Below are 26,637 nucleotides of genomic sequence, written 5' to 3'. Positions count from 1 at the left end.
CGGCGCGCCCGGTCGGCTCGATGCGAGACATCGCGCCGACCGGGCACCTGAGTCAGCGCGGATTGCTGACGACCGGAACTCTCAAGGACGAGAGGTATCCCGGACCGGAGTGGATGATGTGCGTTCCGGCGTTCTCCGTACGCGGGGTTTCCGCAGCCAAGCGGCCTCCGAGAACGAGTGGATTATCCGGCCCATTGACATCGACGCCGGTACCGCGGACATTCCATCCAGCCACGGTCAGCCGCAGCTGCTGTCCAGCCTCGATGAAGTAGCCCCGCGGAGTGAGACCGATGTCTACCGGGACGATCTCACCAGGACTCAGTTTCCGATTGCCACGGAAGGTGTGAACCGGCAGGAAGTCGGTGGACAGCTCTCGATCCAGCTCACGCAGCGACACCCGCAGACGGCCGGGCGCTCCAGGCGGTGAGACAGGGTAGCTATCGGCCATGTCCAAGTGCGGAGCCAGCAGGTTACCGTCGGCATCGAGTTTTTCGACGAGGAGGAACAAGTCCATGTCGTCGGCATCCTGCGCTTCGACCCACAACCGCACCGACATGTAACCCAACAGGGTTGTGTCTTCGTCGAATTCGATCGTGAAGGTCGTGGATCCGTCCACGCCGGGGTAGCGAGCTGATGACAGCTCCGCCGGTGCTGTCGTCGACAGGGCCCCTTGGCCGGCGTCGAGATAGAGCTCCTGGTAGCGCGTCTCGGGTACCGGCCACTGCGTGTACGGCACGTCGATGAAGTCCTCACCGCCGGCGTTGATGATGCAGGCCCGCACCTGCGGGGTTTCCTCCCACCCGTTGTCGATGTCCTTCAGGAAACGGTCGAAGAATCGCAGAACGTCGTTCTGATAGTACTCGTTGTACTGGTCATTCCATTCCTGTGTGTTGTTGATCCGCAACCACTTCTGGGTCGAGCCCAGCCGCCGAAACGCCTCCGGGCCACCCATGGAGTGCAGGCCGGTCACCCCGTCGACGACGACGTAGGCGGGTACCGTGACGTCGGAGAGATCAGGCGTCTTGTCCTCCCAGTAGTCGTTCAGCAGTGGCTCCCGAACGCTCATCGCCCCGATCTGCTCCGTGGTGCCGGTCTCGGCGGGCAAGATGTTGTTGATGAAGTCGAAGAACCCGGGGTCGGGGATGCCTCCCCACACCATGTGGGTGCGATAGATATCGTAGATGCCGTTCCACGGTGCGATCGCCGCGAGGTGCGGAGGTCTCGTGGCGGCGATGCCCCATTGCGAGATCGCCAGCCAGGATGCGCCGTAGAGGGCGACCTTGCCGTTGCTCCACGACTGACTCGCCGCCCACTCGATCACGTCGTAACCGTCGTGGGAGTCCACCGAACCCCAGTAATGAATGTCGCCACCGGACCTGCCGACGCCGCGAACATCCGGGTTGACCAGCGCATACCCCTTGGCCAGCCAGAACGCGCCGTCGGCGCCTTCGAACTTTCCCAAGCCCGAGAAGTTCTCGGGCAGCACCCCACTGGGCGGGGGCGTGGGCAGCGACTTCCCGTAGGAGCTCCAGCTGACGATGGCAGGCAGGTCCTCGTCCTGGCCCGCTGGGCGCAGGACATCGGTGTAGATGACCACCCCGTCGCGCAGCGTGATCGGGACGTCCTGCTCCCACACGACATCACAGGACAGTGGCCGCCCTCCTTCGATCAGCACCGCGCCGGACTTCAGGTGGATCGTCTCGCGGCCGGCTCTGTAGCCCTCGGGCAACGGCGTCGACGGCGCGAACTCGACGTTCCACTCCGGCGGGTACGCCGATCGCCGCAGCGTTTCTTGATGTTCGATGGTCATCGTTGCTCCGTCCTTCGGTCTGCAGGCGCAGTCCGATATCGGTGGGGGAATTCGACGAATGCCGAGAGTCCCGATCGACTAAATGCCCGCGCGCGAATTCTGAGGTCGGTATCGCGTCCCCGGTCTACCGGCAAGCGAACCATTCTTCAGCCGATATCGGTCGATGGGATGAACACGAATTTACGCTCGGCCGCACAGGGAGGTCTTGCGCCGATTGCGCAAGCTATGATTCAAGTCACAAGCTCAGCTGTGAGTTATGCGCAAGGAACTCACTCCGCGTGGTCGGTAGGTTTCGTGGAGGGATAGTTCATCTGCTGGGGTGAACGCGACCATGCTCGAACAGCAGTCCCCCGGCGTCTGATTGAACCCGCCACCATTGCGAGAGAATGTCGAGACCATCTCATGAAAGCTGCACGGCTACACGCTCGAGGCGCTGCCTTCGTCATCGAAGATCTGCCCACGCCGGTTCCCGGTCCGGGAGAGGTGCTGATCAGAGTCGCGGGTGCGGGCGCCTGCCACTCCGACCTACATATCAAAGCGGGAGAGATCCCGGGGCTCCCCCTGCCCCAAACGCTCGGCCACGAGAACGCCGGCTGGATCGAGGATTTCGGGCCCGGGGCCGAAGGAAGTGATTTCGAGGTCGGCGATGCAGTTGTCGTTTTCGGTGCTTGGGGATGCGGTCACTGCCGGTACTGTCTCGGCGGACACGAGCAGCTCTGCAATCCCTTCCTCTGGAGCGGAATGGGACCAGCTGGGGGTTACGCGGAGTATCTACTGGTACCTTCCGTTCGACATATCCTGCCGATAGGTGACCTAGACCCGGTACTCGCCGCACCCCTGACGGATGCTGGACTCACCCCGTACTCCGCGGTCAAGAAGACCTTGCCGTTCCTTGTTCCCGGTACGAGCGCCGTGCTGATCGGTGCGGGCGGGCTCGGACAGTACGGTATCCAGTTCTTGAAACTGCTCTCGCCGGCGAAGGTCATCGTTGTCGAGACCGACGCCGCGAAACGCGAACTAGCGCTCTCCCTCGGCGCCGATGTGGTTGTCGACCCTCGCACCGACGGCGCGGACGGCGTGATCAAGGAGCACACGGGTGACGCCGGCGCCGCCGCCGTTCTCGATTTCGTCGGAGTCGACTCCACCATGGCGCTCGGCGCGGGAACACTCGGCCCTCAGGGTATCTTCGTCCTCGTTGGTCTTGCGGGAGGCAGCCTGCCGTTCTCCTTCCAAGGAGTTCCCTCAGAGGCGACATGGACGACAAGCAACTGGGGTTCGCAGAACGAGCTGGCGGAGGTCCTCGAGCTCGCACGGCGTGGTGAGCTCGTCTCCAATATCGAGCAGTACCCTCTTTCCGCCATCAACGATGTCTTCGACCGCCTCGAGCGCGGATTGGTGACCGGTCGAGCTGTACTGGTGCCCTGACGCGCAGCGTCACCGGACGGAACGGTCCGCAGTAGCCGACCACCGGACGCCGAGATGCCACGCGAACCCGCACCGGCATCTCGGCGGCGACCATCGGCAGAGGAGATCAGCCTCGAGCGTGACGAGTCACTGCGCGAGCACACCACCATCGGTGACCAGTGTCTGCCCGGTCATGAAGTTGGACGCCGGGCTTGCCAGGAACAACGCAGGTCCCCGGATCTCCTCCGCCTCAGCCAACCGGCCCATGGGCGTGATCGCCGTGAGCACGGCAACGAAATCCGCATCGGAGGTAGCGCCCTCACCCAGTCGTGTTCCGAGGTGGAATCCCGGGCAGAGTGCATTGACCTGGATATTCTGTTTGCCGTATTCGAGCGCCATCTCGCGGGTGAAGTTGATTACCGCACCTTTGGCCGCGCTGTAGGCCGGGATGGGAACCACATTCGCCCCTCCGACCATCCCCCAGATGGACGCGATATTGATGATCTTTCCGCCGCCCTGCGCCTCCAGGTACGGAAGAGACTCGTTGCAGCAGTAGAAGACTCCGTGCAGGTCGATATCGATAACCCGGTGCCAGTCCGCAGAATTGTACCGCCCGACCCGGGACGGACTCGGATCCGCGATCCCCGCGTTGTTGACGAGTATGTCGATATGTCCTAAGTGGTCGTGCGCTTCTCGGATGGTTGCGCGGACTTGCTCCTCGACGCTGACGTCGCATTCCAGGGGGAGTGCCCCACGGCCTTCGGATTCGACCATATCTGCTGTTCGCCTCGCAGCGTCGGCATCCTTGTCGACACAGACGACATCCGCACCAGCCTCCGAAAGCGTGACGGCGATCTGGGCACCCAGGCCGGATCCAGCACCGGTTATGACAGCGACCTTGCCGGTCAGATCGAAGAGTTCCTTGTTTTTCATTGGGTCTCCTTGAAGTGAACTGCAACCTGCGGCGCGCCGGCCACCGCGGTCTATCGCCCGATTGCTCGGTACGCCGAAACGCCCTATTCACACTGCGACCCTCCTGCCCGCTGTGCCGGCAAGGAGGGTCACAGTGTTTGAGAGAGGAGGTCTACCCGAACATCAGCATTCCGCCGTTGACGCTGATGCTCTGTCCCGTGAGGTAGCTCGACAGCTCGCTCGCGAGGAAGACGACCACGTCGCCCACTTCACGCGGCGTACCCATTCGAGCGAGCGGGATCGTCGCGACGGTGGCGTCGATCATGGCCCGGCCTTCCGGTGTGGAACGTGCGAGATCGACCATCGGCGTCTCGATGATTCCTGGAGTGATGACGTTGACTCGAATGCCCGACGAAGCGAGCTCCTTCGCCATCGATTTGCTCACCGAGTTCACCGCGCCCTTGGCACCGGCGTAGACGGCGATCCCGGGCTCACCGAAACGCGCCGAGTCGGAACCGATGTTGACGATCGCACCGCCACCAGCCCGCTGCATACGGGGAACGCATGCCTTCACTCCGTGCAGGACGCCCTTGAAGTCGACGTCGAGCGTGTGGTCCCAGTCGGCCGGGGAGCTGTCGACGAAGGGCCCCGGGGGCACGACGACACCGGCATTGTTGACCAGAATGTCGATCGATCCCCACGCCTTGTCGATTTCGTCGACAACCGCATCGAAGGCGTCGTAGTCGGTGACGTCGACCTCCCAGCTCTGCGCCGATCCGCCCGAGGCATTGATCTCGCCGACGAGCTCTTTCGCCGGACCGGACGCGCGATCGAGAACTGCGACTCTGGCGCCTTCACGCACCAGGCACCACGCTATTCCGGCCCCGATACCCTGCCCTCCGCCGGTGACGAGGGCTACCTTATCCTTCAGCAGCACGAATCTCCTCCGATCAGATCATGTCGTTGCCATTGGCGGTGTACGGGGGGATGCGCTGGTAGATGTCCCAGTGCTCGACAAGCTTCCCGTCCTCGACGCGGAAGATGTCCATGAAAACGTGCCGCAGCGACTGGGGATCGGTGGGCTGCGGCTCGTCGGCCCAATGGAACCCCGTCGTCTCGGCCTGCATCCACACCAGGTCGTCCTCGGCAGCCATCCGGCGGACCGTGAACGAGAAGCCCTCACACAGTGCGGCATTTCGCCCGAACTCGAGGAATCCCTCACGTCCGTTCACCAGCCGCGGGTTGTGCTGCTTGTACTTCTCAGCGTCGCAGTAGGTGTCGAATGCCGCCTCGGGGCCGCTGCTGAGGAGCGTGTCCACGAAGCCTTGTACGAGCTTCTTGTTTTCCTCGGGGGTGGTCACTTGTGTGCTCTCTTTCTCTTTCTCCGAATCGCCCTACATGCATTTGGTTCGTGACGGCAGTCACAGCTGGGCGCTGATCGACGACTGTATCGGGCACCACGACGACAAAATGTCCTGAAATCGCCACGCAATAGCCAGAAGGCGCAGCTGCCGCGGAAGAAGCCGCTCGTTTCCGGTCGGCGTCGAAGGAGCGCGTTCGGTGGACATGGTCGAGCGATCTACGGATATCCGGTTCCATTAGACCGGCCTAGTGTCACCGCAACGGCGTCCGACCTGTGACGACCGCCTCACACAAGTCGGAGACGTGAATCAACCGGCTCGAAGTCGTAAAGGAGAATTACAGTGGTCGACGTGGACGTTCTGGTTGTCGGAGGCGGTCCATCCGGGACTACGGTTGCCGCGGAGATCGCCCGCACCGGAGCAAGCGTTCTCGTTCTCGAGAAGCGCGCCCATGCTCCCATTCCGCGGGCCGGGACCGTGCTGCCCCGACCGCTGGAGCTCTTCGATGCTCGTGGAATCGCCGGACGGTTCATCCGGCGTACGTGTGAGCAGAATCCCCATCCTTTCCAGACCTGGCATATCTGGGCCGGGATGCATCCGGTCGACTGGACATCTCGGGAATCCCGGTTCGGGTTCACCCTGTTCCTGTCCCAGCACGAGTCCGAAGTCATCCTGCGCGACTGGGCGATCGAACTAGGCGTAGAGACGAGGTTCGAGTGCGAAGTCGAATCTGTTCTGGACCGCGGAGGCGAGGTCGAAGTCCTCTGGCGCTCCCCCGACGGGCAACAGCACACCACGACCTCCCGCTATGTCATCGGTGCCGACGGCGGCCGAAGTCGGGTACGCGAAGCCGTCGGAATCGATTTCGTCGGCCGACCGGCAACATTCACGGGAATCATCGCGACCGCTGAGCTCGACTTTCCCTGGCAGGGGGGAATGAAAGTGGCTCACAACGTGCACGGCTGGGTGGCTGCTTACCCCTTCGGCCCTGGTCTCACTCGTTTCACCATGGTGCACGCACAGGGACGTTCAGCGCGCCAGGATGAGCCGGTGACGAGCGACGAGGTTGCCCGTTACGCGAGTGAGATCCTCGGAGAGGAAGTGAAGATTCCGGGACTCGCGGGTGCCAGCAGGTACGGGGATGCGCAGTATGTCGCGGAGAGTTTCCGTACGGGGCGGGTATTCCTCGTGGGTGAGGCCGCGCGCATCCACTATCCGGCGAGCGGCGTCGGCATGAACTACTGCATTCAGGACGCCTTCAATCTCGGTTGGAAGCTCGGGCACGTCATCGGTGGACTGGCCGAAGAAAGCCTGCTCGACTCCTACGAATCCGAACGACGCCCGATCTGTGAGGATCTTCTACGCAGCGTCGACTCACAGGTTGCGATCCAGTTCGATTTCAGTCCCGAAGGCCTGGCATTCAAAGACCGCTTCGAGAAGCACATGATCACAACTCCCCAAGTCACGGCACAGCTGTGGCGCGAGCTCAACGGCCTCGAGAGGGCCTACCCTTCGCCGGAGGGCAGTCACCCCTCGGTCGGTTTTCCATCGCCCGATCTCGATCTTCTCCTGCGCGATGGCGGGAGCGTGCGCCTGTACGAATCGCTTCGCGAGACCCCCTTCGTCGTGCTGGATGTAAGCGGAACCGGAGTACTTCGAGGCCTCGATCTCGAAGGCCTACCGGCGTCTGTACTGGAAGCGCATCCGGTTCGCAGGCCGGGCGGTCTCGAGGGCGTCTCGGCGCTCATCATCCGGCCCGACACCTATGTTGCGTGGGCGACGACTGCTTCCGAGGTCGACCACGGCGAAGTGCGAGCAGAGCTTCGGCGGATGCTGGCGCCCGCTCACTAATTCAGCAACCGGGCCCGAGGACACGGTCTGCTCGGGCCCGGTAAGAATCCCTCGGGCTTGGAAGATCGTATCCGACCTCGACGACGATATCTTCTTGCGTCTGAAGCCCTCCAATTGCGTTCGGCGCAACCACGGTATGAACCCCACAAGGCTCACGAAAGGCCCCCGCTGGAGACCCGGAGTGCCGTCGACGCCTGCAACCGGAAGAAGCGGGGCCACTTACAGGCTGGTGGTTTTAGGTTGCCCTCCGGATGCTCCGAGTCGATGCGAAAGATCCTGTAGCACAACGTCTTGCGCCGCCATCAGTCGTCTGATGACGGTGAGGCATCGGAGCAGGTGTGGTTCGGACCTTCCGGCCCGGTAGGCCAGAGCCAGCCCGATCGTTGTCGTCGGTCGCAGAGGCCGGTAGGTGACGCCGGCGAGGGCGAGCGCGGAGACCGGCTCGGGCACGACCGCCACGCCGAGGCCACCGGCGACGAGGGTGACCAGTGTCGAGGTTTCGGTGACTTGGTACTGAATCCGCGGCTGGATACCGGCGTCGCGCAGCAGGCGCGTCACCACGCCGTACATGACCGATTCCCGCAGTGGTGGCGGCGGCGGTCGCCATCACCGGTCCGAAGTTGCGAGCGGTCTTGCGGTAGACAAGATTGCCGAGCGCATCGGCGCGGTGTGCGCCGATCAGGGCGATGTCGCCGCGCAGCGGCATCTCCAGAACGTATCGGCGTGGCTCAGGTGGCCGAGATCGTGCCCGCCGGAAGCCTCGATCCCGAGACGATCGTGACGCCCGGGATCTACGTCGACCGGATAGTTCAAGTTCAGGCTCGTCACTACACCGTGCAGGGAGCTCGCTGACATGGCATTGACCTCCGACCAGCTCGCAGCCCGTATCGCACATGACATCCCACGGGGCGCCTACGTCAACCTCGGTATCGGACAACCCACCAAGATCGCCGACCACCTGACCCCAGAACTCGGCGTCATCCTGCACACCGAGAACGGCATGCTCGGCATGGGTCCGGCCGCGAAAGGCGATGATATCGACGCCGACCTCACCAACGCGGGCAAAGTGCCGGTCACCGAACTACCCGGCGCGGCTTACTTCCACCATGCCGACTCCTTCGCCATGATGCGCGGCGGCCACCTCGACGTCTGCGTGCTCGGCGCCTTCCAGGTCAGCGCACACGGCGACCTGGCCAACTGGCACACCGGCGAACCCGACGCGATACCCGCCGTCGGCGGAGCCATGGACCTCGCCATCGGCGCCAAGAAGGTCTACGTCATGATGACCCTGTTCGACAAGGCAGGCCGCCCCAAACTCGTCCCCGAATGCACCTACCCACTCACCGGCGTCGGCTGCGTGAGCCGCGTCTACACCGACCACGCGATATTCGACATCACCAGCAACGGCGTCGCGGTGCGGGAAACCTTCGGAACAGGTTTAGACGAACTGCGACACCACCTCGACCCAACCCTCGCTCTCCAGTGTGCAACCGAGACGTCGGGCGTTGGCAGGGGCTGAGAGCGTGTGCGGAGTGCCTTGCCCCATGTGGTGCGGGGCTCATATGCCGCGTGTGGTCCGTAAGTGCCGACCTCCCCATGCCAGACGCAAAGGAACCCAATGTCGATATCCCTGGCTCGGTACCGGAACCGGTACACACAGCAACCAACGCCGTCACCGCGACTGACCGTGACCATGTCTGGCCGGGCCGACCGACCACTCGTGGAGATCGCAGGCACTCACCGGCGCACGCCGGGACACCCGCGCGATAGCCGTTTCATTCACTGCAGTCACCGTTTATGAGTACGCCACCTCTCGATCAGTCCGTTAGTCCCGTCGGCACAACCGGCTGCCCGGTCCCTCACTTCGATACGCCGTTCAATGCCGCTGACCGCCGAATTGTTCTGGAAACAACGGAATTCGTTACCGACCCACACCGCGCCGACGGAGCGATGCGCCGTCGCCACGGCTCCATGGTGCCGATCAAGTCGGCGTCCGGCGTGCCTGGTCATTTGCTATCACACTGCGTGCAGATCCTGAACATCCCGAGCACTTCCCCGCCAACCCGCAGATGTGGCAGAGGAATACTCCGGAAGACTGCCTGGTTTCTGCCAAGACTGTCCAGGCCGATACCCAGCCGTGGTGCATGCTGGTTCGTCCCAACACCTAACGGGCCGAATCAGCACTATGGGCAGCGACCATGATGATGACCACAGCGTCGCGTCTCAATCGAGGGCAAAATTCACTTCGATAACCAATTGGCCACCACAACTTCCCAGGTCATCCGCGTTACCATCAACTTCCGAGCCTCTTTGGGCTGGACTCCGATGAGTTGTTCGCGCTCCCAGCGCAACCCACACGGCACCTGTCTCGCTGAGAGCTGCCGGCTCAGAGACGTCGAGGTGTTCGGTCGTGCGGAGTGGGCTCAGACCACGATCTATGAATCGCCCGATAGTGGCTGAGCAGCAGCGGAATCGGCTGCTCAGCCATTAGGTTTGCTGCCTGGCGCTCGCGGTCTTCGATGAGAACTTCGGGGCCGGATGGGAACTGGGAGTCGCCAGACCGGGAACCGTTACCTGCTAAGTAGATGGGAACACGGTAGGATCGGCACCGGCTAACCAGGATCGTTCGATCGCGCACTAACGCGCGATGACCAGGCGTTTTCCTGTTGCCCATGTTTGTGTGTCCTGCCGAGCGCACCAACCTGCGACACCGTTTTCGCAGAGCATCGGCAATTTTGGAGTTGCAGGTTCGATTCTCCCAGGACGCAGTCGTTCGTCCGTGCGGGGTCGATAATTGCCGTCGGGCCAACGCAGCTGGTCCGGGTTGGGGGTGTGCGCGGTGATAGTCCTCGTCGTAGACGTGTTCGAGTCAGGTGTCGACGTCGCCTCCCCGTAGGGCCAGGTGGGTCATGAGGGTGTCGGAGGCGGCGCCGGTAGCCTGTCCGGAACCGGTCACACGCCGGGGTCGATGAGGATTTTGCCTTCGACCTGACCGGCGGCGAGCCGATCGAGTGACGCGCCCAGGTATGCGAGTCCTACCGGGGTTTCGGCGAACTCGGTTCCGAGCAGTGGGTCTGCCGCGAGGATGTGCAGCGCGGCGGGGAGGTCGGTGTCGCAGACGTGGGCCAGGGTCGTGTCGAGGGTGATCTCGCGGAAGATCATCGAGTGCATGTCCAGGGCGGGCTTGTCCTTGGGAATGCCGACGGCTTGGACGCGGCCGCCGTCGATGACCATCTCGAGTGCGGCAGCCAATTGGCCGGGCGCTCCACTTGCTTCGATGACGACGTCGGGTTTGCGGCCGTCGAGCGCGTCGATGACATCGGTGGCGATGGATTCCGATGGAGTGAGGGTGCGATCGGCGCCGAGGCGTTGCGCTCGCTCGAGGCGGTTGCCGAGCAAGTCGATGACGGTGATGACGAATTCGCCGAGGTGTCGCAGACCGGCGAGGACGAACGAGCCGATCGCGCCGGCGCCGATGATGACGACGTTGTCGCCCTGGCGCGCGCCGGATCGGCGGGCCGCGTGAATGCCGACGGACAGGGGTTGGGCGAGTCCGGCGTGGTCGAGGTCGAGCCCGGCGGGCAAGGCGCGCAGTGTCTTCGTCGGGACCGCGACGAATTCGGCCATGCCGCCGTGGAGGTTCAGTCCGAGGGTTCGGTACTGCGTGCACTGGTTGGTTCGGCCTTCGGCACATCGTCGGCACTTTCCGCACCAGACGCCGGCGCCGCTGGCGACGAGGGTGCCTGTGGCGAAACCGGCAGCAGGGTCGGCTTCGACGACCTCGCCGACGAATTCGTGGCCGGGAATGATCGGGCCGAGGTGTCCGCTGTGGGGGTGGCGGCGTTGGACGGGGAAGGTTTTCGGTCCGGTGGTCCATTCGGTGGCGTCGGTCCCACAGATTCCCGAGCGCAGCACCCGCACGAGCGCCTCCCCTGCGCGGGGAGTCGGGATGGCGACGTGTTCGAGGCGGATATCGCGGGGGCCGTAGTAGACGGCGGCTTGCATCGTCGATGGCACAGCAGTGGCTTCCTCGTCGAGATGGCGGACAGGGTTGGCGCGCCGGCAGGCGGGCTGGGTCGCCACGAGCGACCCAGCCCCCTGTTTGTCACACCTTGACGGGTTCTCCGTCGTTCGGGTCTGTAACCGGTTGGGCGACAACGTCATCGGTGAGGCCGCTGCCGCGGGGCAGGAACAACGCCACCACCGCGGCGAAGCCGAAGAATCCCGCGCACAGGATGAGGCCGCCCTGGAGTCCGATGCCTGCGGCGAGGCCGGCCAAGGCGAACGGGGCCAGCGCCGAGACACCGCGGCCGACGTTGAAGCAGAAACCGGCTCCGGTCGCGCGGGCTCTGGTCGGGAACAGTTCCCCGAGGTAGGAGCCGAACAGGCCGAAAAAGGCGGTGAACGCACCGAACAGCGGTCCCATCCACAGCAGCGCGGTTTCGTGGGTGGTGAGTGCATAGATCGGCAGCGTCAGTGTGACGCCGAGCAGGGTGAGGATGATCGTGCGGTGGCGGCCGATGTGATCGGCGAGGAAGCCGAAGCCGTTGTAACCGACGAACATTCCGAGGTTCAGCATCGTGATGAACAGTGCGACCGAGGTCGAGGGCAGTCCGCGTTCGGTGGTGAGGTAGGTCGGCAGCCAGGTCATCGCGCCCCAGTAGCCGAACAGTGCGAGCGCCGCCATGAGGGTGCCCAGCAGTGTTCGCCGGCGCAGCGAGGGTCCAAGCACATCACGCACCGAGACGACGTCGTCGACGTTGTCGGTCTTCTCGGCGGCCCAGGTAGCGGATTCTGCGAAGAAGACGGCGACGATGGCGATCGGCAGCACCACCGCGCAGCCCGATACCAGGAACATCAGTCGCCAATCGGGCAGGAACCAGCCCGAGATCGTGGCGGCCATCGCACCGCCCGCGGGGAAGGCGCTGATCACGAACGCGGCGGCGCGGCCACGGTGTTTTTCCGGCCAGGTCTCGACCACGTAGGCCGAAACCACGCTCCAGACAGCGCCGAGTCCGATGCCGGCGAGAAATCGCAGGAGCAGGAAGACCTCGAAGCTCGGGACGACGTAGATCGCCGCGGTGAAGACGCCGAAGATGCTCAGCGCGGCGACCAGGGCCTTCTTGCGTCCGAAGTTGTCGGCCACATAGCCGCCGAGGACGCTGCTGACTCCGATTCCGACCAGGGTGGCGGTGGCGAGCAGGCCGCCCTGGGTGATCGTGATGCCCAGGTCGGTACGGATGGACGGTAACGCCATGGACAGCAGGACGATTTCCAGGGCGTCGAACAGGTAGGCGAGGAAACAGCCGCCGAGCACGATCCAACGTGTACGTCGCATCGTTGTACCTCCAGTGTGAACTGCTGGGGGTCGTGCCCGGGCAGCAGTGATCTCGAACCGCAGAGAACGGGTTGTTCGCTGCCGGAGTAGTAGCGGCACCGAGTCATCGCCTGCCGGTGGGGAATCCGGCGACAGGCCTGGCGGTGCCGTGCGATCCGGACCTCCACGGGTCCGGTCGTGTGCGACGGGAGCTAGCTGCCGTCGTGGGTGGCCAGCACCAGGTCGAATGTGATGCTCGCCCAGCCGCCCTGCGGATGCGTCCCGTCTGGCGCGGCGGTGTCGGTGTGGTGGACGGGCTCGACGACGAGGTTCTCCTTCACTCCGAACACCGCGTCGCAGTCGAGGTAGGGGTCGCCCGCGAGGAAGATATGGGTGATCAGGGGCCGGAACCCTGGGGCGGTGACCATGTAGTGCAGGTGCGCCGGACGCATCGGGCCGCGGGCGGTCGCGGTCAGCAGGTCGCCGACCGGGCCGTCGTGGGGAATCGGATATGGTGCGGGCAGGACGGACCAGAAGCGATATTCGCCGTTCGCACCGGAGTGCAGCCGGCCGCGGCCGGCCGAGCGATCGTCGGTGTACTGGACGTCGTAGAAGCCGTCGGAGTCGGCTTCCCATACGTCGATCCGGGCCCCCTCGATGGGCTCGCCATCGACGGAGCGAACCTGGCCCGAGACGTAGCAGGGCAATCCCTTCGCGCCTCGGGCGATGTCGCCTCCGAGTGGGATCTCGGGTGCGGAATCGATGAAGAACGGACCGAAGACCGTCGACTCGGTGGCGCCGGGTTGGGCTGGTTCGTTGATGGCGACCGTGAGCATCGACAGTCCGAGTACATCGGAGAGCAGGATGAATTCCTGCCGCCGATCGTCGGTGATATGGCCTGCGCGAGTGAGGAATTCGATCGCCGACTCCCACTCGTGTTCGGTGAGGCGGACCTCGCGGGCGAAGGCGTGTAGGTGCCGCACGAGATTGTGCATCAACTGCCGCAGCCGGGGATCGGGGGTGGCGTCGAAGCTGGCCAGCACTTCCTCGGTGACAGCGTGTTCCTTGTCGACAGCGGTCGCCTGGTCCGAGCTCATGCCGCCGGCCCTTCGGGGACCGATCCTGCCCATGCGCCGCGCAGGATCGCGCGCAGACCGTCCGCGGTGACGGGGGTCGGGTTGTCGGCCGGGGCGATCGCCAGGATCTCGTCGATCACATCGTCGATACCGGACTCCTCCATGCCGAGCTCACGCAGGCCCGTGGATACCCCGGCAGCACCGCTCATTTCACGCAGTCCGTCGACGATGTCGACTCGCCCGAGCGCGCGGCTGATCCGGTCGACGGCCTCGCCCGCGTTGGGAGCGTTGTAGGCCAGCACGTAAGGCAGCACGATGGCGTGCGTATGGGCATGGGGCAGGTCGAACGCGCCGCCGAGGACGTGACAGATCTTGTGATGCAGGCCGGATCCGGCGACGGCGAACGCCGATCCGGCAAGGTAGGCGCCGAGCAGCAGTTCACCGCGACTGGCCAGGCCGGTCGGGGTGGACGCGATCGTGGTCAGTCCGTTGACCAGGTGACGGATGCCGTCTTCGGCGACGGCGCTGGACACCGGGCTGCGCCGTGGTGCCCAGAAGGCTTCGACGCAGTGCGCTACCGCATTGAGTGCGCTCGCGACCGAAAGTTCCACCGGCAGGGTGAGAGTCAGCTCCGGGTCGTAGACGACGGTCTTGGGCAGTACCCGTCGATCGGTCCCGGTGGTCTTGCGGCCGCGCTCGGTCAGTCCCCAGACCGGAGTGACTTCGGATCCGGCGTAGGTCGTCGGGACAGCGAGGACCGGCAGGCCGGTCGTCAAGGCGACGATCTTGGCCGTTCCGGTGGTCGAGCCGCCGCCCACCGACAGCACCAGGTCGGCGTCGGCGTCGGTTGCGACCTTGCGGGCGAGCTCGGCGACCTCGGCGGGCACGTGGGGGCGGACCTCGGAGAAGGTCGCGACCACCCGATCGGCGAAGGGTTCGCACAGCTGTGTCGCGGTGCTGTTCTCGGCGTCGGTGGCGATGAGCAGGACCCGGTGGGCGTCGAGCAGGTCGAGCTCGGTGAGCAACTGGGTGCGCGCGGCGCCGGCGCCGTAGACGATTCGGCCCGGCAGGCCGTCGTAGGTGAACTGTGTCACCGGATCGTCCCCGGGATGACCGTGGGACCGTAGCCGAGCAGCAGCCACTGGTTATTGTCGCGCACCCAGACCGCGAGCGCGCTGTTGGCCAGTTGTTTGCGCACCCCGCCGGCGGTGATGTCGGCACGCATCTCTCCGGAGACCAGCACGGTGTCGCCGACGACCACGATCCGGTGCACGGGGTGGTCGATCCGGTGGTAGACGTAGAAGCCGGTGCGCAGGTTCTCCAGGTAGCTGTCGAGGGTGTCGACGACGGCGTTGGAGTGCGTGTAGAGCAACTCGGGATGCGCCAGTGCGGCGAAGCTGTCGGCATCGCCTGCCAGGACCGCGGCGTAGCGGGCGTCCTCGAGTGCGCTGATGGTCGATTCGATCTCGGCCGTGGCGACAGTGTCGCTGGTCATGAGAGTGCTCCTGTCTGCGGTGCGGTGGAAAGGGTTTCGCGCAATGTCACGCCGTTGCGGCGGCGCAGGACGGTGAGGACTTCGGCCATGTCGGCCGAACCGAGCCCGGTGGCCACGGCGTCGTCGAGGACGGCGAACGCGGCTTCGGACCCGGGCAGGGTCAGCTGGCGACGGTGGGCCAGCGCGAGGGCCAGACCGAGGTCCTTGCGGATCAGCGACACCGGCGCCGCGACCGGGGTCTCCTCCGGCGCGAGGTAGGCCTGCTGCTTGTAGCCCACGTACGGGGCGCCCGCGGCGCTGTTGCGCAGGATGTCGTAGAACGTGGCCGGGTCGAGGTCACCGGCTTCGGCGAGCAGAATTCCCTCTGCGACAGCCTGACTCAGCCCGGCCAGCACCGCGTTGACGGCGAGTTTGGCGGTGGCACCCGACCCGACCGGTCCGGCGTGGAACTGGGCGGTAGTCATCGCGGCCAGGACCGATTGTGCCCGCCCGAACTGCTCAGGCGTGGCGCCGACCATCGTGGTGATGGCGGCGGTCTCGGCCATCGACACGCTGCCCGACACTGGTGCGTCGATCACCGTGAGGTGCGGTAGATCGGCGAGTTCACGCACGACCTCCGGGCCGACGGTGCCCATCACGATGTGCAGGTGACCCGGCGCGACGGTGCGCAGGCTCTCGATCACCAGGCCGCGAGTGGATTCACCGTCGGGCAGCATGCTGATCGTCAAGGAGGCTGCGGCCAGGGCCTCCGGGAAGTCGGCGAGGTCGACCCCGTCGGGCGCTTGCTCGACGTGGGGGTCATAGGCGAGAACGGTGTGCCCGGCCGCGGCCAGGTGGGCAGCCATCGGCCTGCCCATGCGGCCCAGGCCCGCGAATCCGATCAGCACGGCCACTCCCCCGCTTCGGAGACTGCTGCGGCGAATCGATGAGCGGTGGTGCGAGGAGGCGACAAGCAGGTCGACCGAGGCCGCGCAATCAGGAAAGACACGAGTCTCCTTCGTCGTCGATGACGGGGAACGGGGCTGAAGCCACCGCGAATATGTTCAGTATCATTAAACATTGAGAGAGTGATGTCAACCACGAAACAACAGCTGCCACATCAAAGAGAGGCTCATCATCGATACCCAAACCGCAAGAAGATGCTCCCCGAGTGCAGGAACACGTCTTCACGCGCCCGTCGAGACGAGGGCCGCAGTTCGCCGCCCGCCGCAGATGGTGTTCATCATCAATGAACCCGTAGTGTTCACTGATAGTGGATTTTGTTTCGGCGAGTGGACAGAGGTGCGCTGATGCAGGACAAGATCGGGCCGGCTCTCAAGCAGGCCCGCCTGGCGCGGGGTTCGAGTCTGCGCGGATTGGCGACCGCGGCGGGCATCTCCGCCAGCCAGCTCTCCCAGATCGAGAACAACAAGTCGCAGCCGTCGGTGAGCACCCTCTACGCCCTCGTCAACCATCTCGAGGTGTCGCTCGACGATCTGCTGGGCCTCCGATACGGTCGCACCACCGAACCAGCCGGACATTCGGACATGACCCGTTCCACCGGGGTCGTGCAACGCGCCGCGGACAACCCGGTACTCGAGATGGCCAACGGCGTCCGGTGGGAGAAGCTGGCGGTAGACCCGAACGCGGGCGTCGACGCCCTGCTGGTCACCTACGAGCCCGGTGCGGCCAGTTCGGTGGACCGAATGCCGATGCGCCACTCCGGAACCGAGTACGCCTACCTGTTCACCGGGGAGCTGACGTTGTTGCTCGATTTCGACAGGCACACCCTCGGCGCGGGCGACTCGCTGTGCTTCGACTCCACCCGGCCACACATGTACGTCAACCAGTCCAGCGAACCCGCGCGCGGCGTCTGGTTCGTCGCCGGCCGCCACGAGTCCGGCCCCACCCGGGCATGGGTCGCCGCTCAACTCGGCGAGACCGACACCGAATCGCCTCCGCGCGTGACGAATGCGGTCGACGCTCTGGAATTGCTCGGCGCCACGCCCGTGCGTCCACCCGCGACCAGGCCCGACCGCGACAGCTAGTCACGGCCGGGCCCACAGAATCAGAGACGTTCGAAAACGGCCGCCAGTCCTTGGCCGCCGCCGATGCACATCGTTTCCAGGCCGTAGCGGCCTTCGCGGCAGGTCAGTTCGTGGAGCAGGGTGGCCAGGATTCTGGCGCCGGTCGCGCCGACCGGGTGGCCGAGGGAGATTCCCGAGCCGTTGGAGTTGACGCGCGGATCGTCGGGCTCGACCTTCCAGGTCCGCAGCACGGCAAGGGTCTGTGCGGCGAAGGCTTCATTGAGTTCGATCACGTCCATGTCGTCGAGAGTGAGATCCACTCGGGCGAGCGCTTTTTCGGTCGCCGGCACCGGTCCGATGCCCATGGTCGCCGGTGGCACTCCGGCGACCGCCCACGATGCCAGTCGAGCCATGGGGCGTAGCCCGAGCGCGTGTGCGCGTCGCGGTGTCGTCACGACACAGAGGGCAGCGCCGTCGTTCTGGCCGCTGGAATTTCCCGCCGTCACCGTGGATTCGGGATCGGTCCCGAGTCGGATCGGGCGCAGCTTCGCGAGCGTGTCCAGGTCGGTATCGGCACGTGGGTGCTCGTCGGTGCGCACGAGCATCGGTTCCCGTTTGTGTTGCGGCACAGCGACACTCACCAACTCCGCCTCGAAGCGGCCATCGCGTTGCGCGGCGACGGCGCGCTGGTGCGACTGCACCGCGAGCGCGTCTTGATCCGCGCGGCTGATGGCGAACTGTGCACGCAGGTTCTCGGCGGTTTCGATCATCCCTCCGGCAACCGGAAAGTCCTTGCCGCCAGCGGTGATTCGCGCACGCGCGAGGCGATCATGCAATACCGGGCCGTCGCCGCGAATCCCCCAGCGAATGTCGGTGGCGTAGAACTCGGTGCGGCTCATGGACTCCACACCGCCGGCCAGGACGAGATCACTGCCGCCGGTCTGCACCTGCATGCAGGCTTGCAGCACAGCCTGCAGGCCGGACCCGCAGCGCCGGTCCACCTGAATACCGGGCACACCGATGCCCAGGCCCGCGTCCAGCGCGGCGACGCGGCCGATCGCGGGCGCCTCGCCGTTGGGCGAGGACTGGCCGAGAATGACGTCGTCGACGGTCTCGGAGTCGAGTCCGGTGCGCGCGATCAGTTCGGTGATCACGGTCGCGGCGAGGTCTTGCGGGGCGATGTCCTTGAACACTCCGCCGAATCGGCCGACCGGGGTTCGCAGGGGTTCGCAGACAACGGCTTCGGGCATAGCTCTTCCTCGTAGGCGTCAGGTGGTGGATCGGATCCGGGTGAGGTCGTGCTCGATCGCGGCAGTGGTCTCGAGCAGGGCGGGAAGCAGGGAGTCGCGGACCTCACCGAGGCTGTAGCGGGCAGCCTGGGTCGAGATGTTCACCGCGGCGACGACCACACCGTGCCGGTCGCGCACGGGTGGTTTTGAACGCGAATCCCGACACCACCCTGTGCGCGAATTTCGACACCGCTCGATCTGGTGTTCGCGAATCTCGACATCACCCAGCTAGTCGACTGGGTCGGCACCCTGGCGCCCCGACCAACTGCGGGAGGCAAGTCGGGGTACCGCCGGGCTGCAACCAGATCGGCACACGGCCGAGCCCGACAAGAGCGCTGTCCGCCGCCCGAAAAGGAGTGGAGTTGGGCCACGCCAGTGCGGTTGAATGACTGCCTGCGCCACGCGGCCAGCGAACATGAATGATTGAGGAGTCGATGATGCCGATCGCGACGCTGCGAGGTGTGACTTTGGACTGCGCCGATCCCCGGGCGCTGGCCCGGTTCTACCAAGAGCTCACAGGCATGCAGCTCGGCTACGACGCCGACGGATTGGTCGCCCTGATCGATGGTTCGTGTTGCGACCTGGGCTTCCAACAGGTCGACGGATACCAGGCCCCTCGGTGGCCCGGTCAGGACGTGCCGCAGCAGGTGCATCTGGACCTGAGGGTCGAGGACCTCGACGTGGCGGAGAAGTTGGCACTGGGGTTCGGCGCGGTCAGGCCGGACCGCCAGCCGGGCGGTGACCGGTGGCGGGTGCTGCTGGATCCGGCCGGTCACCCGTTCTGCCTGGTCGTCGGCTGATACCAGGGGTCTTACCACCGCGACCTCTGGTGTTGCACCCGGTCTGGAACTCATCGGAGAAGACCCAAACCTCGCTGCTGTCATCGGAACTCGATCCGATTGGCCCAACTGTCTTGGCAAGCGACGATGTTGGGCCAACTTCGGCGGTAAAGGTCCAGCTTCACCGGCAGCAGACACTGGTGTCGAAATTCGTGACCAACCGTGGGCCGGACGGTGACGGAATTCGCGACCAAACGATGCCCAGATTCGCGACCGAAGCCACACGGGTGCCGCTATCGACCGAAGCCGTGCTCGAGTTCCTGGTCGACGACGCAGAAACCGTCTGCGCGGACCTGGGCCAGCTCGGCACGCAGTTCTCGTTTCGTGGTGACCGTCCTGGCGGTGAGCGGCGTCAGATCGACCTTCGCCAAATAGCTCTCCAGCGCGTTGGCGCCGAGGTCGGCGAGCAGGACCCGGCCCATCGAGGTGGCGTAGGCGAGGAAACGTGTGCGATATTGATCGACACGGTCATGATCCGGCTGACGGGAACACGGGCGACATAGACGATGTCGGTGCCGTCCAGGATCGACACCGAGGTCGACTCACGAACCTTCTCGGCCAGCGCCTCGAGGTGTGGGCCCGCCAGGTCAGGCAGGCTCAGACTGGACAGGAAGCTGTACCCGAGTTCGAGCACGCGCGGCGTGAGCCAGAACTGGTTGCCTGGTGCACGTGGGCCAGTGGAGGTCGGAATCGAGAAAAGGACGGTACGAGCATGACGTGGACGCGACAGGAGTTGGCGGCCCGAGTGGCGGCCGAGCTGAGCGACGGCCAGTACGTCAACCTCGGCATCGGGATGCCGACATTTGTGCCGAACTACTTGCCCGACGATGTCACGGTCGTGCTCCATTCGGAGAACGGTGTCCTGGGCGTAGGCCCGTACCCGAGCGAGGACGAAGTCGATCCCGAACTCGTCAACGCGGGCAAGGAGACGATCACTGTCCTGCCCGGCGCCTCCTATTTCGACTCGTCGCAGTCCTTCGGGATGAGCCGCGGCGGCTGCGTCGACGTCGCCGTGCTGGGCGCGATGCAGGTCAGCGCCCGCGGCGACCTGGCCAACTGGATGATTCCGGGCAAGATGGTCAAAGGCATGGGTGGCGCGATGGACCTGGTCCACGGCGCGAAACGGGTCATCGTAATGATGGAACACCGTTCCCGCGATGGCGAACCCAAAGTCGTCGAGCAGTGCACCCTGCCGCTGACCGGGTGGGGTTGCGTGCACCGCATCGTCACCGAAATGGCGGTGTTCGATGTCGGAACGGAGGGGCTGACATTGGTCGAGACCGCGCCCGGTGTCAGCGAATCCGATGTCTGAGTAGCGACCGGCGCCGACTACATTGCAGCGCCGGGCATCGTATCAGCTCGATGACATCGACGTGTTGTCGGCCCCGCGTCGGGCGAGGGGCAACAACACCGAACGACGTCGTCCCGCACGTAGATGAGTAGGTCACGGTTGGCCGTGCAGGGTAAGGGTGTCGTCGATGCACCGCGCGACGAACACGTCATCGATGGGCTTCTCACCTACCAGCAACCGGAAATACAGCGGCGCGGACAGGGTTTCGAGCACCTCGCGTGGATCCACGTGCTCGGGCAGTTCGCCGCGTTCGATCGCCCTGGTGATGATCTGAGAACTCTTCTCGAATCGCTCGTTCCAGAACCGTCGGCGCGCCGCGTCGACCTCTGGATCCACCGAGAGCGCGATAGTTGTTCCCACCAGCCGGGCGATTCCCGGGCGTGAGATCAAGTGCGAGACCTGCTCGGCGAGCACCCGCAAATCCGTACGGAGTGCGCCGGTGTCGGGGTCAGGGTTTTCGACAGCGGCCAATTCGGTGATCGCTTCGGCAATCAAGGCCATGCGGTTGCCCCAGCGGCGGTAGATCGTTGTTTCGGCGACGCCGGCGCGGGCGGCGACGTCACCGATGGTCAAGCCTTCGATGCCATGCTCGGTCACCTGTTCGACAGTGGCCGTCAACACCGCCTCCCGCACTCGCGCCGAACGCCCCCCGGTCCGCTTGCGCGGCCCAGAGGGCCTCCCGGTTGGCTCATCGTCCTCGCGCTCGTCCATGGTCCAAGTTCTACTCGAAGGATGCCGCCGATATCGAATGCGCGACCACGTCAGGCATTCGGGACCGAGACAAGCTGAGTGGTCAGCGCAGGTAGGCCGAGATCCAGTTGCCATATTCGCAGGCAAGATGCCACTGATGTTCGGCGATGTACAGGCCCGGCATCGAGGCGGGGAAGGCGACCTTGAGCTGACTGCGAAATCCACCGCCGGGCTCCTCGCGGAACTGATGACGGACTCCACCGACGATGAAGCCGTCGGCCAGGGACGCCACCCCCGAGACGGTCAGCGGGTAGGCCGGATCCGAGGGCACCATGACCCCGGCAGTGTCGGTGTAGTCGATGAAGAACTGGCTGGCCAGCACGGCGCCGCCAGTCACTTCGATCACCTCTTGGCGACCGTCTGACAGCGTCGCGATGATGTAGTGATCCGGGCAGGCATCAGTCCACACCGCACGATCGTCGGTCACCCGCGCCCGATCGAACCACTCCAGGAAGCCCTGCGCGGTTCCACGGTCACTGACGACCTCGGTGATCGAGTACTGCCAGCGTCCGTCGGAGGCGGCTATCGCAGCCCGGGCGGCGGTTTCGGAGGCGGTGAGCTCAGCGGCGAGCAGCTCACGCAACCCGTCCGTACCGATCGTCAGGCGGGCGCGCGCCAAAGCCGCTCGGGCAGCGGGTACGTCATCGACGGTGACTTCAAAGCGAGCGAGCAACGAGTCGAGTTCTCCGGTCAGTAGGCTTACATAGTCCCTTCGCAGCCGCGCGGCGGCCACCGACAGCCGCCTCCGCTCCCATTCGACGACCTTGCTCTGGTCGACAACGGTTCCATCGATGAAGGTGCGTAGCCCTGCTCCGGTTGCCGGGGTCACGGAATCGGCGGCAGCGAGCCCGGTCCCGGCGTAGGCCGCTGCGGCGGCGACGGCAGCCGTTGCTCCGGCTGCACTGGCGATGAAGCTTCTTCTGGTCAGCATTGACCAATTCCCTTCGACTTAAAGCTAGCTAAACTTGCGATAATACAGCTTCCGTTACCGCCGTCACGTTGTCAACGGTTTGCGCATAATTAACGCCATAAGAACTTGCGTTTCCCGGCACAGGAGGGCACCCTTAACGCAAGTCCCTATAGCGTTAACGAGAGGTAGGCGACATGAACGATCCCATCGAAATCCGAACATTCCTCGGCGAGGAAAACGTCACCCGCCAGCAGGTGCGTGTCTGGGAAGCGCGGCGCGCCGAAGCGGTGCTGAAGAGGTTCTCCGCGCGCCTCGGGCGCCGCGGAGTAGCCGAACTGCTGCCCGATTTCACGATCGGCGGGGCGCTCGACGCGCCGCTCGATGTCCAGCGCGAGACCCTCACCGCGATGAAGACCGAGCTGGGTCACGCGGGGATCTATGCCATGCTCAAGCGCGATCTGGCGATCTCGGAGCGGATAGCGCGAATCGGTGTCGCCACCAGCCGGGGTCGAGCCAAGTACTCGGTCACCCGGCTCGAAGTCCCCCACTACTCCGCGCAGCGATTCGCCGACTGGTTCAACGACCTGACCATCACCAACGCCGAGGTCGACATGGTCGCCGCCACTCCGGACCACTACTTGGTGCGCGGTCTACCCGACGGTCGTCAGGAAGTCGTCGAAACAACCGGCGGCTCACCCACGGCGTCGCGATTCCTCATCGACTACACCAGAACCGAATCACTGACCATCCCCGTCGATCCCGACTACCCCATCCAGGTCGCGGGCCAAGCCTTCCTCGACGACGGCCTGGTCATCGGCGGCGTCCGCCACCAGTTCCGCGATAGCGACGGCACTCTCGAAGCCCTACTGACCGCGCAGTTCCCTGGCAATCTACCCAACCGGCTCATCCACCAGCATCAATGGCACCTGGCCGACGAGTTCAGCAACTGGATGATCGCCGCGGCCCCAGTCGCGGCGACCGCCTGACACCGAAGACCGCACACACCGATGCCCACCCACCGATATCGGTGGGCGGGCATCGACACGCGGAGACCGGGCAGGCCGCCCTCAGCTGGGCTGCACTGCGTGCTGATCGGTGAGATACACACCGTTGCGACGTCGAAGTACATCCCGGCCAGACGCAGTCGCCCCGCACGCTCAGCATCGACCACGGTGGGATAGGTACGCAGGTGCTCGAGTTGTTGGGCCACATTGTGTTTGGCCAGCTCATCGACCGTGCTGCCGACCTGCTCGACCGGTCCGGGACCCGACACGGGTGCGGGAAGGCCTGCGGTCACGCGCAACACCACATTGGGCCTGCTCGATCCAATGGTTCAGCCCGGACAGGTGACCGGGCGCCTCGGTCAGCGCGGCGCTCATCGCCCCGCACGAGGAGTGCCCGCACACGACGATGTCCTCCACACCGAGAACGTCGACCGTGAATTCGACGGCCGCAGCCACCGAGCTGCCGGTGACCGCGCCGAGACCTGCGCTGGCATCACTGACAGGAACGAGGTTGCCGATATTGCGCACCACGAACAGGTCACCCGGCCCAATGGCGGTGATCATGTTCAGCACGATGCGCGGGTCCGCGCAGGTCAAGAGCAGCGTCTTGGGTGACTGCCCGGCGGAAAGCCGACTCATCAACGGCCGCACCGAGGCCGCGGTGTGCGCGCGGTACGTGTCGACTCCGCGTTGCAGCGACGGGGTGACCATCGTGGGCCCGCCCACGATGGTTACCGGCCGGTGCTCGACAAGCCCCGGTGACTGCCGGTCCGGCCAACCCGCCATCCGCGGTGCGGGCGATGCCGCGGCGGACATGGACCAGCGGAACGGAGTTTCGGCTCCCATTCGCTCGAGTACCGCTGCACGGATCTTCACAGCTTCACTCCGTCGTCGTCGGCCGACAACGCGCCGTCGGGCGCAACGGCCACCGGGCTGTAGCGCTCGGGCAGCGCGATGACGGCGACGGCCGCGAGCAGGAACAACCCACCGCAAAGCGCGAAGCCGATGGCGAAACCGGTGGTGCCGGCGAGATAGCCGAGCAGAAGCGGAGCCAGCGCCGAGATACCGCGGCCGACGTTGAAGCAGAACCCCGCACCGGTCGCGCGAAGCTCGGTCGGATACAGCTCGCCCAGGTAACTGCCGAGAATGCCGGTGAACACGGCGAAGAAGGCGTAGGCGGGCCCGAGAACCAGCAGGGTCGTCTCGTTCGCCGCCACCACATAAAGGGGAAGCACCAGGCCGGTCCCGAGCAGCGACGTGATGAGCGCGCGCTTTCGGCCGATCTTGTCGGCGATGAATCCGAAGACGTTGTACCCGAAGAACATCCCCAGGTTCAGCACGCTGATGAAGACAGCGACCGTGGTGTCGGGGATCTGGCGATCCTCGGCCAGGAAGGTGGGCAGCCAGGCGCTGGCTCCCCAGAAGCCCAACAACGCCAGCGAGCACACGGTGGTGCCGAGGACCGTGGAGCGAATCAGCGTGCGGCCGAAGATCTCCCGGGTGTTCGCCGTCGGCGTTTCGCCCGCCGCGCGGCGGGCACTGACGTTGTCGAGCCATTCCCGCGATTCGGGGAAGAACCGCCAGATCAGCACGATCGGCACGATCACGCCGACTCCGGAGACGAAGAACATCCCCCGCCAGTTCGAGGCGTAGGTGCCCGCGATCAACGCTGCGAGCATGCCGCCCACGGGGAACGCGCTCATCACGAACGCGACGGCGCGACCACGTTCTCGCTCCGGCCACGACTCGACCACATAGGTCGACACAATCGCCCACACACCACCGAGCCCGAAACCGGCGACCAACCGCAACACCATGATCCAGCCGAAGCTCGGCATCACCGCTACCGATGCCGTGCAGATGCCGAACAACGCCAGGCTGCCCAACAGGGCCGACTTGCGACCGTGCTTATCGGCGATCCGGCCGACCGTGACCGAACTGGCACCGATGCCGAGCAGGGTCGCCGTGGCCAGCAGGCCACCTTGCACAACACTGACTCCGAGGTCTGCTCGCATCGACGGCAAGGCCAGCGACAGAATGACGATTTCCAGCGCGTCGAACAGGTAAGCGGTGAACGATCCGATCAAGATGATCCACCGAACGGGAATATTCATCTAACGACCTCATTGTCAATAAATGTGTGAGGGAGTGGGTTTCAGCTCGAAAAACCGAATGCGGAGCCGAACCAATCGGCGGCCTTCGCGGCGGCGACGTTGGTGTCGCGCTGGTCGGAGTACAAACTCATGTGACTGACCGCGGGCAATATCTCGAGACGTTTCGCTGGACTGGCGATGTCGTTGAATGCCGCGATCTCGCGGTCCCACATCGTGATGTTATCGCCCTCGGCGACGATCATCATCACCTTCTTGTCGAGAATGCGCGGCAGGAAGGGAAATACCGAATAGTTCAACAGCAATTCGGTGGACTCGAGCGTGCTCCAGTGCTCATGGCGCTCGGCTTCTCCGGACTCCTTCAGCTTGGTGAACACCTCCCCGATTCGCGGGAACGGCCACGTGGACAGCTCTTTCCACGGCTCCGGCGAGCTCATGGGCAGGGTTGCCCCTTCGCTGCCACCGGCGCGGATCCTGCGGTCGGCAAGGATCGCCGCCTCCAGCTCCGCGAAGGCGACTTCGCCGTGCGCCCGACGCATGTTGTCGAAGCCTTCGACCACCGGGACCACGCTCACCGCGGCCTTCACGCGGCTGTCGGTGGCGGCCAGCACCAGGGCGTGCCCGCCGCTGTAGGAGATGCCGAACACCCCGAGCTGTTGGGCATCGACATCGTCTCGGGTTTCGACATAACTGAGCGCGTTCTTGTAATCGGCGATCTGTTCCCATGGATCGATGTGCTGACGACGCGCGCCGCCGCTCTCACCGAATCCTCGGTAATCGAAGCCGAGGAACTGCACCTGCTGCTCGGTGACGATTCGCGCGACGTGCGGAAGGACGATCTCCTTGACGTAGCACCAGCCACCACCGGCGACCACGGTGGGCAATGGTCCCTCGACACCGTCGGGCCGGAACAAGGTGCCGACCAAGGTCTCGCCATCGCTCTGAAATATGACGCGTTCTTCCATGAGCTGTCCTCCGCTGCATCGAGAAATAATTGAATTCGGCGAGGGCCGTGAAGAAAGGCTATGTGCACCGTGTCGGCTCGCAGTGTCTCGATTTCGAGATCGCACCGAGATGTCCCGGCACCCTTCGCCGGCGCGGCCTGGTGTCGCAGGTCTGAGACACTCGTCGCCGGTGTTCGGGGTTACCAT

The 26,637-nt window shown here is 64.9% G+C and carries 26 protein-coding genes and 4 pseudogenes; 9 read left to right on the top strand and 21 right to left on the bottom strand.

Features of this window, described 5'->3' with window-relative positions:
- Positions 1 to 52 precede the first annotated feature (52 nt).
- Positions 53 to 1,810, bottom strand: a complete 1,758-nt coding sequence (locus AB0I35_RS15830; RefSeq protein ID WP_357396669.1) for a CocE/NonD family hydrolase — start codon at positions 1,808 to 1,810, stop codon at positions 53 to 55.
- A 402-nt stretch (positions 1,811 to 2,212) separates the two neighbouring features.
- Between AB0I35_RS15830 and AB0I35_RS15825 the strand changes: the two are divergent.
- Both AB0I35_RS15825 and AB0I35_RS15820 read left to right on the top strand, forming a co-directional pair.
- Positions 2,213 to 2,536: pseudogene (locus tag AB0I35_RS15825) on the top strand (alcohol dehydrogenase catalytic domain-containing protein); the annotation flags it as partial.
- 15 nt (positions 2,537 to 2,551) lie between these two features.
- Entirely contained in the window at positions 2,552 to 3,235 is a 684-nt protein-coding gene (locus AB0I35_RS15820) for a zinc-binding dehydrogenase (RefSeq protein ID WP_357397007.1), read from the top strand.
- A 126-nt stretch (positions 3,236 to 3,361) separates the two neighbouring features.
- Here AB0I35_RS15820 and AB0I35_RS15815 read toward each other — a convergent pair whose 3' ends face one another.
- From AB0I35_RS15815 to AB0I35_RS15805, 3 genes are all read right to left on the bottom strand, one after another.
- Positions 3,362 to 4,147, bottom strand: coding sequence for an SDR family oxidoreductase (locus AB0I35_RS15815; protein WP_357396668.1), 786 nt, complete (start codon positions 4,145 to 4,147; stop codon positions 3,362 to 3,364).
- Between the two features lie 151 nt (positions 4,148 to 4,298).
- Positions 4,299 to 5,063 carry an SDR family NAD(P)-dependent oxidoreductase gene (locus tag AB0I35_RS15810; protein WP_357396667.1) on the bottom strand — a complete coding sequence of 255 codons (765 nt, stop codon included), beginning with the start codon at positions 5,061 to 5,063 and terminating at the stop codon, positions 4,299 to 4,301.
- A gap of 13 nt (positions 5,064 to 5,076) precedes the next feature.
- Complete coding sequence (locus AB0I35_RS15805) at positions 5,077 to 5,487, bottom strand: ester cyclase (protein WP_357396666.1); 411 nt, start codon at positions 5,485 to 5,487, stop codon at positions 5,077 to 5,079.
- A 342-nt stretch (positions 5,488 to 5,829) separates the two neighbouring features.
- On the opposite strand from AB0I35_RS15805, the gene AB0I35_RS15800 reads away from it, so the two are divergent.
- Positions 5,830 to 7,338: an FAD-dependent monooxygenase gene (locus AB0I35_RS15800; RefSeq protein ID WP_357396665.1), complete on the top strand. Its 1,509-nt coding sequence runs from the start codon at positions 5,830 to 5,832 to the stop codon at positions 7,336 to 7,338.
- Positions 7,339 to 7,557: 219 nt separating this feature from the next.
- Here AB0I35_RS15800 and AB0I35_RS15795 read toward each other — a convergent pair whose 3' ends face one another.
- Together AB0I35_RS15795 and AB0I35_RS15790 are read right to left on the bottom strand one after the other, a co-directional pair.
- Complete coding sequence (locus AB0I35_RS15795; RefSeq protein WP_357396664.1) at positions 7,558 to 7,908, bottom strand: LysR substrate-binding domain-containing protein; 351 nt, start codon at positions 7,906 to 7,908, stop codon at positions 7,558 to 7,560.
- A 13-nt stretch (positions 7,909 to 7,921) separates the two neighbouring features.
- A pseudogene (locus AB0I35_RS15790) lies at positions 7,922 to 8,068 on the bottom strand (CoA-transferase); the annotation flags it as partial.
- Between AB0I35_RS15790 and AB0I35_RS15785 the strand changes: the two are divergent.
- Both AB0I35_RS15785 and AB0I35_RS15780 read left to right on the top strand, forming a co-directional pair.
- Positions 8,062 to 8,190 (top strand): annotated as a pseudogene (locus AB0I35_RS15785) (CoA-transferase); the annotation flags it as partial. The pseudogenes AB0I35_RS15790 and AB0I35_RS15785 overlap by 7 nt on opposite strands.
- A 1-nt stretch (position 8,191) precedes the next feature.
- Complete coding sequence (locus AB0I35_RS15780) at positions 8,192 to 8,857, top strand: 3-oxoacid CoA-transferase subunit B (RefSeq protein ID WP_357396663.1); 666 nt, start codon at positions 8,192 to 8,194, stop codon at positions 8,855 to 8,857.
- 1,433 nt (positions 8,858 to 10,290) lie between these two features.
- Here AB0I35_RS15780 and AB0I35_RS15775 read toward each other — a convergent pair.
- The 6 genes from AB0I35_RS15775 to AB0I35_RS15750 form a co-directional block, all read right to left on the bottom strand.
- The gene (locus AB0I35_RS15775) at positions 10,291 to 11,355 is read right to left on the bottom strand and encodes an alcohol dehydrogenase catalytic domain-containing protein (RefSeq protein ID WP_357396662.1); all 1,065 of its coding nucleotides are present in this window, start codon (positions 11,353 to 11,355) and stop codon (positions 10,291 to 10,293) included.
- 88 nt (positions 11,356 to 11,443) lie between these two features.
- Positions 11,444 to 12,676: an MFS transporter gene (locus tag AB0I35_RS15770; RefSeq protein WP_357396661.1), complete on the bottom strand. Its 1,233-nt coding sequence runs from the start codon at positions 12,674 to 12,676 to the stop codon at positions 11,444 to 11,446.
- Positions 12,677 to 12,867: 191 nt separating this feature from the next.
- Positions 12,868 to 13,752 carry an intradiol ring-cleavage dioxygenase gene (locus tag AB0I35_RS15765; protein WP_357396660.1) on the bottom strand — a complete coding sequence of 295 codons (885 nt, stop codon included), beginning with the start codon at positions 13,750 to 13,752 and terminating at the stop codon, positions 12,868 to 12,870.
- The gene (locus tag AB0I35_RS15760) at positions 13,749 to 14,825 is read right to left on the bottom strand and encodes a maleylacetate reductase (protein WP_357396659.1); all 1,077 of its coding nucleotides are present in this window, start codon (positions 14,823 to 14,825) and stop codon (positions 13,749 to 13,751) included. The genes AB0I35_RS15765 and AB0I35_RS15760 overlap by 4 nt, the downstream gene beginning before the upstream one ends.
- Positions 14,822 to 15,226: a nuclear transport factor 2 family protein gene (locus tag AB0I35_RS15755; protein ID WP_357396658.1), complete on the bottom strand. Its 405-nt coding sequence runs from the start codon at positions 15,224 to 15,226 to the stop codon at positions 14,822 to 14,824. Before AB0I35_RS15755 ends, AB0I35_RS15760 begins: the two co-directional genes overlap by 4 nt.
- Positions 15,223 to 16,113, bottom strand: a complete 891-nt coding sequence (locus AB0I35_RS15750; RefSeq protein WP_357396657.1) for an NAD(P)-dependent oxidoreductase — start codon at positions 16,111 to 16,113, stop codon at positions 15,223 to 15,225. The genes AB0I35_RS15755 and AB0I35_RS15750 overlap by 4 nt, the downstream gene beginning before the upstream one ends.
- A gap of 402 nt (positions 16,114 to 16,515) precedes the next feature.
- On the opposite strand from AB0I35_RS15750, the gene AB0I35_RS15745 reads away from it, so the two are divergent.
- Positions 16,516 to 17,253, top strand: a complete 738-nt coding sequence (locus AB0I35_RS15745) for a helix-turn-helix domain-containing protein (RefSeq protein ID WP_357396656.1) — start codon at positions 16,516 to 16,518, stop codon at positions 17,251 to 17,253.
- 20 nt (positions 17,254 to 17,273) lie between these two features.
- Here AB0I35_RS15745 and AB0I35_RS15740 read toward each other — a convergent pair whose 3' ends face one another.
- Together AB0I35_RS15740 and AB0I35_RS15735 are read right to left on the bottom strand one after the other, a co-directional pair.
- Complete coding sequence (locus AB0I35_RS15740) at positions 17,274 to 18,482, bottom strand: acetyl-CoA C-acetyltransferase (RefSeq protein WP_357396655.1); 1,209 nt, start codon at positions 18,480 to 18,482, stop codon at positions 17,274 to 17,276.
- Between the two features lie 18 nt (positions 18,483 to 18,500).
- A complete protein-coding gene (locus AB0I35_RS15735) occupies positions 18,501 to 18,659 on the bottom strand; it encodes a hypothetical protein (RefSeq protein ID WP_357396654.1) in 159 nt (52 codons plus the stop codon).
- Positions 18,660 to 18,955: 296 nt separating this feature from the next.
- On the opposite strand from AB0I35_RS15735, the gene AB0I35_RS15730 reads away from it, so the two are divergent.
- The gene (locus AB0I35_RS15730) at positions 18,956 to 19,321 is read left to right on the top strand and encodes a VOC family protein (protein ID WP_357397006.1); all 366 of its coding nucleotides are present in this window, start codon (positions 18,956 to 18,958) and stop codon (positions 19,319 to 19,321) included.
- Positions 19,322 to 19,605: 284 nt separating this feature from the next.
- On the opposite strand, the pseudogene AB0I35_RS15725 reads toward AB0I35_RS15730, so the two are convergent.
- Positions 19,606 to 20,021 (bottom strand): annotated as a pseudogene (locus tag AB0I35_RS15725) (IclR family transcriptional regulator C-terminal domain-containing protein); the annotation flags it as partial.
- Between the two features lie 51 nt (positions 20,022 to 20,072).
- Between AB0I35_RS15725 and AB0I35_RS15720 the strand changes: the two are divergent.
- Positions 20,073 to 20,672, top strand: coding sequence for a CoA transferase subunit B (locus AB0I35_RS15720; RefSeq protein ID WP_357396653.1), 600 nt, complete (start codon positions 20,073 to 20,075; stop codon positions 20,670 to 20,672).
- A 132-nt stretch (positions 20,673 to 20,804) separates the two neighbouring features.
- Here AB0I35_RS15720 and AB0I35_RS15715 read toward each other — a convergent pair whose 3' ends face one another.
- Together AB0I35_RS15715 and AB0I35_RS15710 are read right to left on the bottom strand one after the other, a co-directional pair.
- Complete coding sequence (locus tag AB0I35_RS15715) at positions 20,805 to 21,422, bottom strand: TetR/AcrR family transcriptional regulator (RefSeq protein WP_357396652.1); 618 nt, start codon at positions 21,420 to 21,422, stop codon at positions 20,805 to 20,807.
- Positions 21,423 to 21,504: 82 nt separating this feature from the next.
- Positions 21,505 to 22,194, bottom strand: coding sequence for a hypothetical protein (locus AB0I35_RS15710; protein ID WP_357396651.1), 690 nt, complete (start codon positions 22,192 to 22,194; stop codon positions 21,505 to 21,507).
- A gap of 371 nt (positions 22,195 to 22,565) precedes the next feature.
- Between AB0I35_RS15710 and AB0I35_RS15705 the strand changes: the two genes are divergently transcribed.
- Positions 22,566 to 23,357 (top strand): hypothetical protein, encoded by a 792-nt coding sequence (locus AB0I35_RS15705; RefSeq protein ID WP_357396650.1) that lies wholly within the window; start codon positions 22,566 to 22,568, stop codon positions 23,355 to 23,357.
- On the opposite strand, the gene AB0I35_RS15700 is transcribed toward AB0I35_RS15705, so the two are convergent.
- Genes AB0I35_RS15700 through AB0I35_RS15685 form a run of 4 tightly spaced genes read right to left on the bottom strand, consistent with a single transcriptional unit; the run spans position 23,288 to position 26,451 of the window.
- Positions 23,288 to 23,581, bottom strand: a complete 294-nt coding sequence (locus AB0I35_RS15700) for a hypothetical protein (RefSeq protein WP_357397004.1) — start codon at positions 23,579 to 23,581, stop codon at positions 23,288 to 23,290. The two genes, AB0I35_RS15705 and AB0I35_RS15700, sit on opposite strands and share 70 nt — an antisense overlap.
- Positions 23,582 to 23,597: 16 nt before the next feature.
- A complete protein-coding gene (locus AB0I35_RS15695) occupies positions 23,598 to 24,251 on the bottom strand; it encodes a carbonic anhydrase (RefSeq protein WP_357396648.1) in 654 nt (217 codons plus the stop codon).
- On the bottom strand, positions 24,248 to 25,489 hold the full coding sequence (locus AB0I35_RS15690; RefSeq protein WP_357396647.1) for an MFS transporter: 1,242 nt from the start codon (positions 25,487 to 25,489) through the stop codon (positions 24,248 to 24,250). The genes AB0I35_RS15695 and AB0I35_RS15690 overlap by 4 nt, the downstream gene beginning before the upstream one ends.
- A 41-nt stretch (positions 25,490 to 25,530) precedes the next feature.
- Positions 25,531 to 26,451 (bottom strand): alpha/beta fold hydrolase, encoded by a 921-nt coding sequence (locus AB0I35_RS15685; protein WP_357396646.1) that lies wholly within the window; start codon positions 26,449 to 26,451, stop codon positions 25,531 to 25,533.
- Positions 26,452 to 26,637: the final 186 nt, after the last annotated feature.

The sequence above is a fragment of the Nocardia sp. NPDC050378 genome (assembly GCF_040655675.1).
Classification (GTDB): Bacteria; Actinomycetota; Actinomycetes; order Mycobacteriales; family Mycobacteriaceae; genus Nocardia; species Nocardia coubleae.
This window is presented reverse-complemented; position numbering and strand designations above follow the sequence as displayed.